Annotated in this window: 11 protein-coding genes; 10 read left to right on the forward strand and 1 reads right to left on the reverse strand. The window is 69.0% G+C overall.

The window, feature by feature from the left end:
• Positions 1–1,129: ROK family protein (locus DW306_RS09195; RefSeq protein ID WP_136055303.1), on the reverse strand; the 1,129-nt coding region annotated here is incomplete at its 3' end.
• Positions 1,130–1,231: 102 nt separating this feature from the next.
• On the opposite strand from DW306_RS09195, the gene DW306_RS09200 reads away from it, so the two are divergent.
• The 10 genes from DW306_RS09200 (at position 1,232) to DW306_RS09245 (ending at position 11,281) form a co-directional block, all read left to right on the forward strand.
• Complete coding sequence (locus DW306_RS09200) at positions 1,232–2,557, forward strand: ABC transporter substrate-binding protein (RefSeq protein ID WP_240747132.1); 1,326 nt, start codon at positions 1,232–1,234, stop codon at positions 2,555–2,557.
• A complete protein-coding gene (locus tag DW306_RS09205) occupies positions 2,554–3,528 on the forward strand; it encodes a sugar ABC transporter permease (protein ID WP_240747133.1) in 975 nt (324 codons plus the stop codon). Before DW306_RS09200 ends, DW306_RS09205 begins: the two co-directional genes overlap by 4 nt.
• Positions 3,528–4,403 (forward strand): carbohydrate ABC transporter permease, encoded by an 876-nt coding sequence (locus tag DW306_RS09210; RefSeq protein WP_136055304.1) that lies wholly within the window; start codon positions 3,528–3,530, stop codon positions 4,401–4,403. Before DW306_RS09205 ends, DW306_RS09210 begins: the two co-directional genes overlap by 1 nt.
• A 46-nt stretch (positions 4,404–4,449) precedes the next feature.
• Positions 4,450–6,132, forward strand: a complete 1,683-nt coding sequence (locus DW306_RS09215; protein WP_136055305.1) for a glycoside hydrolase family 13 protein — start codon at positions 4,450–4,452, stop codon at positions 6,130–6,132.
• Between the two features lie 150 nt (positions 6,133–6,282).
• Positions 6,283–7,257 carry a zinc ABC transporter substrate-binding protein gene (locus DW306_RS09220; RefSeq protein WP_136055306.1) on the forward strand — a complete coding sequence of 325 codons (975 nt, stop codon included), beginning with the start codon at positions 6,283–6,285 and terminating at the stop codon, positions 7,255–7,257.
• On the forward strand, positions 7,254–8,069 hold the full coding sequence (locus DW306_RS09225; protein WP_136055307.1) for a metal ABC transporter ATP-binding protein: 816 nt from the start codon (positions 7,254–7,256) through the stop codon (positions 8,067–8,069). Before DW306_RS09220 ends, DW306_RS09225 begins: the two co-directional genes overlap by 4 nt.
• Positions 8,070–8,083: 14 nt before the next feature.
• Entirely contained in the window at positions 8,084–8,941 is an 858-nt protein-coding gene (locus DW306_RS09230; RefSeq protein ID WP_136055311.1) for a metal ABC transporter permease, read from the forward strand.
• A 48-nt stretch (positions 8,942–8,989) separates the two neighbouring features.
• Positions 8,990–9,406 carry a transcriptional repressor gene (locus tag DW306_RS09235; RefSeq protein WP_136055308.1) on the forward strand — a complete coding sequence of 139 codons (417 nt, stop codon included), beginning with the start codon at positions 8,990–8,992 and terminating at the stop codon, positions 9,404–9,406.
• Positions 9,403–10,449 (forward strand): permease, encoded by a 1,047-nt coding sequence (locus DW306_RS09240; RefSeq protein WP_205814132.1) that lies wholly within the window; start codon positions 9,403–9,405, stop codon positions 10,447–10,449. Before DW306_RS09235 ends, DW306_RS09240 begins: the two co-directional genes overlap by 4 nt.
• The gene (locus DW306_RS09245) at positions 10,442–11,281 is read left to right on the forward strand and encodes a TIGR03943 family protein (protein ID WP_240747134.1); all 840 of its coding nucleotides are present in this window, start codon (positions 10,442–10,444) and stop codon (positions 11,279–11,281) included. Before DW306_RS09240 ends, DW306_RS09245 begins: the two co-directional genes overlap by 8 nt.
• Positions 11,282–11,356 lie beyond the last annotated feature (75 nt).

Raw genomic sequence — 11,356 nt, forward strand, 5'->3', positions numbered from 1 at the left:
CGACCTCGGCGCCGAGCTCGGACGCGAGGATCTCGGGCGCCGGAAGGTGCAGCTCACCGGGGAGCACCCGGCGGGCCGCGGCCAGCACGGGCTCGATGCTCTCGGCGACCGCGCCGCACACGATGACGCGCGCCGGGTCGTACATGCTGCCGAGTACCCCCACGACGCGGGCGACGGTCGCACCGACGCGGTCGGTGACGAGCACGGCATCCGGATCTCCGGAGGCGGCGAGGGTCAGCACCAGCCGGGGGTCGATGTGCCCGGAGGCGACGATGCGTCCGACCGCGCCGTCGCGGTCGATCTCTCCGGCGTCCACGGCCGCCTGCGCGTGGTTGCGCACCGCATAGGGGAGGCCGAAGGCGGAGCCGACGCCGACGATGTGGTCGAACACCACGCCTTCCCCGACGCCGCCGTGCGCGCCGTGCAGCACGTGTCCGTCGACGACGACCCCGCCGCCGAAGCGCTCGCTGGCGAGCAGGGCGACGTAGTCCCGGCATCCGATCGCGGCTCCGACCGCGCCCTCGGCGATCGCGGCGAGCTGGGCATCGTTCTTGATCTCCACGACCGGCGCCCAGTCGTGCAGGGCTTCGGCGAGTCCGGGGTTGGTGCGCTCCCAGAAGCCGTCCGGGTGCGGCGGGGAGATGCCGTCGCGATTCACGGGGGCCGCCACGCCGACGCAGAGGGCGAGCACGCGCTCGCGGGGCACGTCGGCCTCGTCGAGCGCCGCGCGCAGGCTCTCGACGATCGTCTCGCGGCGCTCTTCCGACGTCTGGGTCGGATCGAGGTCGACGCGGTGGTGCACGAGAGTCTGCTCGATCGGGTCGGCGACCGTCACCGCGAGGTGCGTGTCGCCCGCATCGATCCCGACGACGACGCCGAGGTCGGGGGAGAGGCTGAAGCGACGGGCGGGGCGGCCGGAGCGGTAGCTGCCGACGGCGCGGGCGTTGGGCAGCTCGCGCAGCATCTCGGCGTCGAGGAGCGTGTCCATGGCGTCGATGGCGGTCGAGCGGGTCAGCGACGTTCCCGCCATGACCTCGGTCGCGGTGAACTCGCCTGCCGCCCAGGCGAAGTCGAGGACGGCGCCGACGCTCGCGCGCCCCGTGCCGAGATCCGTCGAGACTTCTGTCACTCCCCTTGACCTTTCTGTCGAGCCAATGAGAGAGTACCTCTCGACAGAGTAAATTCGCTCACTAGATTTAGTACGCGGATATACGGGATCGAAAGGACGACGGTGTCTGAGAAACGAACACGCGCGGTGCGGATGATCGCGGGAGCCCTCGGGCTCACGCTGGTCGGGGCCGCCCTCACGAGCTGCGCAGCCGGCTCGGGAGCGGAGACGATCCGCTTCACCTTCAGCAAGCGCGAGGCCATCGAGTTCATGAACGAACTCGTCGCCGAGTACAACTCCTCGCAGGACAAGGTGAAGGTCGAGATCGACACCTCCGGCGTCGACGTCGTCTCCGCCAGCTTCGTGCGCGGCAACCCGCCCGACATCATGCTCGCCAACTACAACTACGAGATCGCGCGATTCGTGCAGCGCTGCGCGCTCACCGATCTCTCCGACACCGAGGCCGCCGGTGGCATCCGCGACGACCTCCAGCCGCTCATGGACCAGTACGGCTCCTGCGAAGGACGCACCAGCGCACTCCCGTACTCGGTGATGGCGGCATCCGTCATCTACAACAAGCAGATCTTCGACGAGCAGGGTCTCGAGGTCCCGCAGACCTGGGACGAGCTCCTCGCCGTCTGCGACCAGCTCAAGGCCGCGGGCATCGATCCCTTCTACGCGACGTTCAAAGACGACTGGACCGTCGCGCAGGGCTGGTACGACTACACCGCCGGCGGCTCCGTCGACGTGATCGACTTCTTCGACGCGATGGCCGAAGAGGGCACCGAGGTCGGCCCCGATGCGCCGGTGTCGTTCCAGCAGGACTTCGCAGATCCCATGGACCGGATGATGCAGCTGGTGACCGAATACACCAACCCGGATGCCGCGAGTCGCGCCTATGGCGACGGCAACCTCGCGTTCGGCAAGGGCGAAGCCGCGATGTACCTGCAGGGACCGTGGGCCTTCAGCGAGATCGAGAAGACCGCCCCCGACCTCGACCTCGGGACCTTCCCGCTGCCGATGACCGACGATCCCGCCGATCTCGGCGTGCGCGTCAACATGGACCTCGCCGCGATGATCCCCGAGGAGTCGCGCCATCAGGAAGCGGCACGCGACTTCCTCGAGTACCTCTACCTGCCCGAGAACATCGAGGCCTACAACGCCTCGCAGCTCGGCTTCACCCCGACGACGGACGCCCCGGCACCCGACGATCCCCGGGTCGAGGGAATGATCGAGTACTACGACAACGGCCAGATCTACCAGGGTCCTTCGGTGCTCGTGCCGAAGACCCTCCCGCTGAACAACTACGTGCAGGCGATCGTGCTCGGCGCCGACCCGCAGTCGATGCTCCGCACGATGGACGCCGACTGGGCGCGGATCGCGTTCCGCGCGCCCATACCCACCACTCAGGATTCCGCATCCGGCGAGACAGAGGAGTCGACGCCATGACGAACACCGCCCTGCCGAACCCGGCAGTCCCGAGCATCACGAAACCGCCGGCGGTGACCACGGACACCACCTCCGTCGTCACCGGCGGCGGCACCCGCGGGCTGCGCCGCCGCACGAAGCGCGTCGAGCCGATCTACTACCTGTTCCTGCTCCCGACCCTGGTGATCTTCACGCTCGCGATAACGGTGCCCGCCGTGATGGGCATCTTCTTCAGCTTCACCGACTCGATCGGCATCGGCGAGTGGAGCTTCAACGGGCTCACCAACTACATCGCGATGTTCAGCGATCCGTCGATCCTGCAGAGCTACCTGTTCACGTTCGGGTTCTCGATCGCCACGGTGATCGTCGTCAACGTGGTGGCGTTCCTGCTCGCGGTGGGCTTGACCTCGCGCATCCGCTTCAAGACCGGGCTCCGCACGATCTTCGTGATCCCGATGGTGATCTCGGGCATCATCATCGCCTACGTCTTCAACTTCCTGTTCTCCAACTCCCTGCCGGCCGCAGGTGCGGCCACCGGCATCCCGTTCCTCGAGACGAGCCTGCTGGCCAACCCCGACCTGGCCTGGGTCGCGATCGTCATCGTGACCGCCTGGCAGGCGGTTCCGGGCACGCTCCTCATCTACATCGCGGGTCTGCTGTCGGTTCCCAGCGAGGTCTACGAGGCCGCCAGCATCGACGGCGCGAACAAGAGGCAGCAGCTCGTGCGCATCACGCTCCCGCTGGTCGCCGGCTACGTCGTCATCAATGTGATCCTCGGCTTCAAGGGCTTCCTGAACGCCTACGACATCATCGTCGGACTCACCAACGGCGGTCCCGGCACCGCCACCCGCAGCGTCGCGATGACGATCATCGCGGGCTTCAACGGCGGCGACTACGCCTATCAGATGGCGAACGCGACCATCTTCTTCATCGTCGCCGTGCTCATCTCCCTCCTCCAGCTGTCGCTGACGCGCGGAAGGAACGCACTCTGATGTCGACGCAGACCATCACCACCCAGACCGCGGGCAAGAAGCCCCGCATGAAGATCGAGCGGCCGAACTGGTCGGGCACGATCATCCTCCTCCTGTGCGCGGTCACCGTGCTCCTCCCTCTCTACGTCACCATCTCGATGGCGTTCAAGACGACCGGGCAGGCGGTCGACGGCAACGCCTTCTCGCTGCCCGCGCCGTTCAGCATCGACGGATTCGTCGCGGCGTGGAACCTCACCAAGTTCCCCGTCGGAGCGGGCATCTCGCTGCTCGTCACCGCCGGTACCGTGTGCGCGACGATCATCCTCGCGGCGTTCGCGTCGTACGCGATCGTGCGCAACTGGGATCGCAAGCTGTTCCGCTGGTCGTTCTTCTACCTGTTGGCGGCCATGTTCATCCCGTTCCCCGTGGTCGCGCTGCCGCAGATCCAGCTCACCGGCCGGGTCGGTCTCGACAACCCGTTCGGCGTGATCATCCTCGCGACGATGTTCCAGCTGAGCTTCAGCGTGCTGCTGTTCACGGCGTTCCTGCGTTCGATCCCGATCGAGCTCGAGGAGAGCGCCCGCATCGACGGCGCCTCGACCTGGCAGACGTTCTGGCAGCTGATCTTCCCGTTGCTCGCCCCGATGAGCGCGACGGTCGGCATCTTCGCCTTCCTCTATGCCTGGAACGACTTCATGATGCCATCGCTGATCATCTCGGATCCGGCGATGCAGACGCTCCCGGTGCGGCAGAACCTGTTCCAGACCCAGTTCAGCAACAACTACAACGTCGCCTTCGCCTCGTATCTGATGGCGATGGCCCCCGCGATCCTGGCGTACCTGTTCACGCAGCGCTTCGTCATGGAGGGCGTGACGCAGGGAGCCGTCAAGGGCTGACACCTCACACCACCCCCAGGAAGCAACAAGAAGGAGTTCCTCTCTCATGACCGACGCGCTTCTCGTCGAGACCCGCAAGGCCGATGCCGCCGTCTGGTGGCGGCAGGCCGCCGTGTACCAGATCTATCCGCGGAGCTTCGCCGACGCGAACGGCGACGGACTGGGTGACATCCCCGGCATCGTCTCCCGCGCCGACTACCTCGCCGAACTCGGCATCGACGCGGTGTGGCTCAGCCCGTTCTACCCCTCGGCGCTCGCCGACGGCGGTTACGACGTGGCCGACTACCGCAACGTCGATCCCCGCCTCGGCACGCTCGACGACTTCGACGCGATGGTCGAGGCGCTGCACGCTCGCGGCATCCGCGTCATCGTCGACATCGTGCCGAACCACAGCTCCGACCTGCACGAGTGGTTCCAGGAGGCGCTCGCCGCAGGCCGCGGGTCGGCGGCGCGCGAACGGTACATCTTCCGCGAGGGGAAGGGGCCGGACGGTTCCGAGCCGCCGACGGACTGGGGCGCGGCCTTCGGCGGCAGCGCCTGGGAGCGCGTCGAGGACGGACAGTGGTACCTGCACAGCTTCGCCGTCGAGCAGCCCGACCTGAACTGGGATCACCCCGAGGTGCGCGCCGACTTCCTGCAGACGCTGCGCTTCTGGTCAGACCGCGGAGTCGACGGGTTCCGTATCGATGTCGCGCACATGCTGACGAAGGACCTCACCGAGCCGCTGCCGAGCCAGGCGGAGCTCGACGCGATGGACCGCACCTCGGGTCGGCATCCGCTCCTCGATCGCGACGAGGTGCACGAGATCTACGCCGAGTGGCGCGCGGTGTTCAACGAGTACGACCCGCCGCGCACCGCCGTCGCGGAGGCCTGGGTCGAGACGCCCGAGCGTCGCGCCCGGTACGCCTCGGCCGAGGGGCTGGGGCAGGCGTTCAACTTCGACCTGCTGGTGGCGGAGTTCTCGGCGGGCGACTTCCGCGATGTGATCACCGAGAACCTCGAGCAGGCGCAGGCGAGCGGTTCGTCGACCACGTGGGTGCTGTCGAACCACGATGTGACCCGGCACGCCACCCGCTACGGACTGCCGTCGCTGCGCGGCCGCAGCGTCAAGCAGGGCACCGAGTGGGTGGCTGCCGGTGGTCCCGCTGACCAGCTCGACCGCGAGGGCGGCCTGCGTCGGGCGCACGCCGCGACCCTGATGCTGCTCGGCCTTCCCGGCAGCACCTACCTCTACCAGGGCGAGGAGCTCGGACTGCACGAGGTCGCACAGATCGCGCCCGAGCAGCGCCAGGATCCGGCGTTCCTGCGCGAGGAGGCATTCGACGGCCTCGGGCGCGACGGATGCCGCGTGCCGCTGCCGTGGACGGCATCCGGTTCGTCCTTCGGATTCGGGTCGGCTGACGCGCACCTGCCGCAGCCGTCGTGGTTCGCGGAGTACGCGGTCGACGTCGAGGCGGCCGACCCGTCGTCGACGCTGTCGCTGTACCGCGAGGCGCTGCGCCTGCGGCACCTGCTGCAGACCGACGAGCGCCTGGAGTGGATCGAGACGGGACGCGACGACGTGCTGCGCTTCGCGCGGCCGAACGGGTGGCAGGTCGTGACGAACTTCGGCGTCGAGCCGTTCGACCTCGGGACGGATGCCGACGACGTCGTGCTCGGCGCGGTCGTCGACGGCGCGGTCCCGGGGGAGCACACGGCGTGGATCGCTCCGACGGGTCTCGTCGGCTGAGGCCGCCGTGCCGCGCTGCATCTGCAGGCGCTGACGACAGTTGCAGGTCGAGATCCTGATTCTCGACCTGCAACTGTCATCTCGACCTGCCGACGAAACCGCGCCCTCGCAAACTTGATAATGGTTCTCATTAGCGTTTAGAGTGAGAGCATGAAGAAGCCCGTGATCGTCCTCGCCCTCGCATCCGTCGCCGCCCTCGCGCTCGCCGGATGCTCCACCCCTGCTGCGGGGGAGGGCGACGACGGCACGATCCAGGTCGTCGCGAGCACCAACGTCTACGGCTCGCTCGCCCAGCAGATCGGCGGCGACCGGGTCGAGGTCACCTCGATCATCAACTCCGTGACACAGGATCCGCATTCCTACGAGGCCACCGCGCGCGATCGCCTCACCGTGCAGAAGGCCGACCTCGTGATCGAGAACGGCGGCGGCTACGACGCGTTCATCGACGATCTGCTCGACGGAGCGGATGCCGAGGTGCTCACGGCCGTCGAGTTCTCGCATGACTTCCCCGGCAACGAGGGCCACGAAGAGGGCGATGCCGACGCCGAGGGGCACGACCACGAGCACGCCGAGGGCGACGAGGGCCACGATCACATCGAGGGCTTCAACGAGCACGTCTGGTTCGACCCGCACACGATGATCCACGTCGTGGAGGACATCGCGGCGCACCTCGCCGAGCTCGACCCCGAGGGCGAGGCCGACTTCACGGCCGCGGCCGAGGACATCGTCGCCGACCTCGAGGGCTTCGAGTCCGACCTCGAGACCATCAAGACGGATGCCGCCGGCGCGAGCGTGTTCATCACCGAGCCGCTTCCCGGCTACCTCGCCACAGCGGCGGGCCTGACGGACGTCACCCCTGAGGGGTTCGCCGAGGCGGTCGAGGAGGGCACCGACGTCGCCCCCGCCGTCCTGCTCGAGGCGCTGAACGTGATCGACAGCGGTCAGGTCACCGCTCTGCTCACCAACGCGCAGACCGGCGGTGCGGAGACGGAGCGCGTCGAGACCGCCGCGAAGGATGCCGATATTCCGGTTGTCGCGTTCACCGAGCTCCTCGACGACGGATCGTCGTACTCTGAGTGGATGCGTGACGCGATCAAGAGCCTCGCCGCCGCCGTCCAGCCGTGACCGGCCCGGTCCTGGAGATCGCCGGCGCCGCCCTCCAGCGCGGCGACCGCGAGCTGTGGGCGGGACTCGATCTGACGGTCGAGCCGGGGGAGTTCATCGCCGTGCTCGGGCCCTCGGGTTCCGGCAAGACGACGCTGCTGCGCAGCATCCTCGGCCTGCAGCCCCTGTCGTCGGGCACGATCAGGGTCGCCGGGTCGCCCGTGCATCGCGGAAACGCGCGGATCGGATACATCCCGCAGCAGCGATCGCTCGCCCCGGACACGAGCATGCGGGCGCGCGACCTGGTCGCCCTCGGGGTGCAGGGCAGTCGCTTCGGCTTCCCGGTCCCGCACCGCGGAGATCGCGCCAAGGTCGACCGCCTGCTCGAAGCCGTCGGCGCCGCGCACTACGCGGACCGTCGCGTCGGCCTGCTCTCGGGCGGCGAGCAGCAGCGGCTGCGCGTCGGGCAGGCGCTGGCCGACGAGCCCTCGCTGCTGCTGTGCGACGAGCCGCTGTCGAACCTCGACCTCGCGAACCAGGTCGGGGTGACCGACATCATCGACCGGCAGCGACGCGAGCGCGCGGCCGCCGTGCTGTTCGTCACGCATGACATCAATCCGATCCTGAACCGCGTCGATCGCATCCTCTACATCGCCGGCGGGCGGTTCCTGCTCGGCACCCCGGAAGAGGTGCTGCAGACCCGCGTGCTCACCGACCTCTACGGCACGCCGGTCTTCGTGCTCCGCGCCGGCGACCGGCTGGTCGTCGTGGGAGTTCCGGATGCCGAGCCGCACCACGACCACGGCGACCACGAGCACGGAGGCGCCGCATGATCGCGCCGTCCGGAATGGTGCCGCTGTTCGACTGGAGCGACGTCTTCTCGTTCCAGGACTACGGAGACCTCGTCGCCCTGCTGGCGAACTCGATCATCGCAGGGGCGGTGCTCGGCATCGTCGGGGGACTGATCGGCGTCTTCGTCATGCAGCGTGACCTGGCGTTCGCGGTGCACGGCGTGAGCGAGCTGTCGTTCGCGGGTGCGGCCGCCGCCCTGCTCTTCGGCGGCAGCGTCGTGGCCGGCTCTCTCGGCGGCGCGCTCGTCGCGGCGATCCTCATCGGCGTCCTCGGCGCGAAGGCCCGGGACCGCAACTCGATCGTCGGCGTTCTCATGCCGTTCGGCCTCGGCCTCGGCATCCTGTTCCTCTCGCTCTACGACGGGCGCAGCGCCAACCGGTTCAGTCTGCTGACCGGGCAGATCGTCTCGGTCTCGAGTCCCGATCTCGGCTGGCTCATCGGCATCAGCATCGTCGTGCTGATCGGACTCCTCGTCATGTGGAACCCGCTGCGCTTCGACTCGCTCGACCCCGAGTCCGCCGCCGCTCGAGGGGTGCCTACCCGCGCGGTGAGCCTCATCTTCATGGTGCTGCTCGGCCTGATCGTCGCGGTGAGCGTGCACATCATCGGCGCGCTGCTGGTCATGGCTCTGCTGGTGACGCCCGCCGCTGCGGCCATGCGGGTGACGGCCGGCCCGGTCGCGGTCCCGCTGCTCGCCGCGCTGTTCGGGTTCGTGTCCGCCGTCGGCGGCATCCTGCTCGCCCTCGCCGGCACCCTGCCGGTGAGCCCCTACATCACCACCCTGTCGTTCACGATCTACGTCGTGTGCTGGATCGTGCAGCGGGTGCGCGCCCGGGTGCGGCGCGTGGCCTGAGTGCGACGCTCCCAGCCCTCGCCAACCCCTGCCGCCTAGACTTGACCCATGGCTCAGCGGAACACCTGGCAACGCGAACGCGTGCGTGAAGCACTCGCCGACGCGCGGGGTTTCGTGAGTGCGCAGAACCTGCACGCCTCGCTGCGCGACGACAACACGGGCATCGGACTCGCGACCGTGTACCGGGCGCTCGCCGGGCTCGCGGCATCCGGTGACGCCGACTCGCTGCAGAGCCCCGAGGGCGAAGCGCTCTACCGCGCCTGCACCACGCAGGGCCACCACCACCACCTGATCTGCCGGTCCTGCGGACTGACCGTCGAGATCGAGGCGAAGGATGTCGAGCAGTGGGCGCACCGCACCGCTGCCCTCCACGGTTTCACCGAAGCCGCACACGTGGTCGACATCTTCGGACTGTGCACCCCGTGCACCAACAAGCGCGACGCCGAACGGGCAGCGAACGCGTGAGCCTTCCGGCAGGCACGGCGACCCGCCCGGGCCAGGGGCACGCCCATCGCCCGACGCGCTCACCGCGCTCGGCGTGGGTCGGCCTCGGACTGGGGGTCGCGATCATCGCGGCCCTGTTCCTCGTCGACCGGTTCCTGCCGGCGCTGTTCCCCGCCTCGCTGCCCACTCGCGCGCAGGACGGTCTCACGCTCGCCCTGAGCGTTCTGATCGAGGCCCTGCCGTTCGTGATCCTCGGGGTGCTGCTCTCGATCGTGGTGCAGGTGTGGCTCCCCGCCGATGTCATCCACCGGTGGCTGCCGAAGCGCGCCTGGGGTCGTCGTGCCGTGCTGTCGCTGCTCGGGATGGTGATCCCGGTGTGCGAGTGCGGCAACGTGCCGTTCGCCCGCGGACTGATGATGCGCGGGCTCGCCCCCGCGGAGGCCCTGACCTTCCTGATCGCCGCTCCGATCGTGAACCCGATCGTCATCCTCACCACGCACGCCGCGTTCGGCTGGGACGGCGGCATCCTGATCGCCCGTCTCGTCGGCGGCTACCTGATCGCGAACCTCATCGGCTGGATCTACAGCCTGCACCCCTCGCCCGATTCGCTGCTGACCGAGCGCTTCGTCGACACGTGCGACCGCGTGACCCACGAGCCCGGCACGCCGGTGCGCCGCAGCCTCACGCAGTTCCTCGTCGAGCTCCGCGCGGTGATGCCGGCCCTCGTGATCGGATCCGCGCTCGCCGGAGCCGTGCAGGTGCTGATCCCCCGCGACATGCTGCTCGCGATCGGATCGAACCCGGTGCTCTCGATCGTCGCGATGATGGTGCTCGCGATGACCGTCGCCATCTGCTCGAACGTGGACGCGTTCTTCGCCCTGTCGTTCGCCTCGACGTTCTCGTCGGGAGCGCTCGTCGCCTTCCTGCTGGTCGGACCCCTCGTCGACATCAAGATGCTCGCGCTCATGCGCACGACCTTCACCGGGCGCACGCTGGCCGGCATCGTCGGCGTCGTGGTCGCCGCGGCCTTCGCCATCGGGATCGGGGTGAACGTCCTTGTCTGAGCACACGGCTGACCACTCGACCGACCGGAGGTCGCGGCGCGCACGCGCCCTGGGCACCCGGTGGCTCGGCGTCGGACTCGCGACCCTCGTCGCCGTCGTCACTCTCGGCCTCGGCGTCACCGGCCGCCTGACCCTCTACATCAGCCCCGAATCCGTGTGGTTCGCCTGCGCCGCGGCCGTCGTGACCCTGGCGGGTGCGGTGTGGTCGTTCACGCTGCCGCTCGGCGAAGAGGGCGACCACGGGCACGATCACGGGACCGATGCCGCCGCCGTGGATGCCGCCGACGACGCGGTTGACGCTCCGCGCTCGACGGCATCGCCTCGGAAGACCCTCGCCGCCGTCGGGGCGGTCGCCGGCGGCGTCGTCGCGACGGGTGTGGTGGCCGCCGCGCTCGTGCTGCCCCCGGCATCCCTGTCCATCGAACTGGCGATGTCGCGCGCGGGGGAGCAGAGCGCGCTGTTCGCAGGTGCCGACACCGTGACGCTCGGGGTGGCCGACACCTCGACGTTCGGCGTCGGCGACTGGGCGAGCGTCTTCGCCACCGCGACGAACACCATCGCGTACGACGGCGCCGCCGTCACCCTCACCGGTTTCGTCACGCCCGGAGCCTCGGGCGACGACGACGTGAACCTCACACGCCTCGTCATCACGCACTGCGTGATCGACGCGCAGACAGCGACGCTGCCCGTCACCGTCGACCCGGACGAGTACCCGACCGGCCAATGGGTCGAGGTCACCGGAACCGTTCGAGCGGATGCCGACGGCACTCTCCGTGTCGTGCCGACCGACGTCGTCGCGATCGACGAGCCGGGGGATCCGTATGAGTACTGACGACGAGCGCCCCGAGGTGCCCGCCGTCCCGCGGACCCGCGCCGAGATGCGCGCCGCCCGGGAGGCCGCCGAGGC

This window comes from Microbacterium sp. K24 (assembly GCF_004794465.1).
Classification (GTDB): Bacteria; Actinomycetota; Actinomycetes; order Actinomycetales; family Microbacteriaceae; genus Microbacterium.

Excerpts from the sequence above, each read along its gene's own strand:
- DW306_RS09205 (WP_240747133.1), top strand. The coding sequence starts at position 2,554 with ATGACGAACACCGCCCTGCCGAACCCGGCAGTCCCGAGCATCACGAAA.
- DW306_RS09210 (WP_136055304.1), top strand. The coding sequence starts at position 3,528 with ATGTCGACGCAGACCATCACCACCCAGACCGCGGGCAAGAAGCCCCGC.
- DW306_RS09215 (WP_136055305.1), top strand. The coding sequence starts at position 4,450 with ATGACCGACGCGCTTCTCGTCGAGACCCGCAAGGCCGATGCCGCCGTC.
- DW306_RS09220 (WP_136055306.1), top strand. The coding sequence starts at position 6,283 with ATGAAGAAGCCCGTGATCGTCCTCGCCCTCGCATCCGTCGCCGCCCTC.
- DW306_RS09230 (WP_136055311.1), top strand. The coding sequence starts at position 8,084 with ATGGTGCCGCTGTTCGACTGGAGCGACGTCTTCTCGTTCCAGGACTAC.
- DW306_RS09235 (WP_136055308.1), top strand. The coding sequence starts at position 8,990 with ATGGCTCAGCGGAACACCTGGCAACGCGAACGCGTGCGTGAAGCACTC.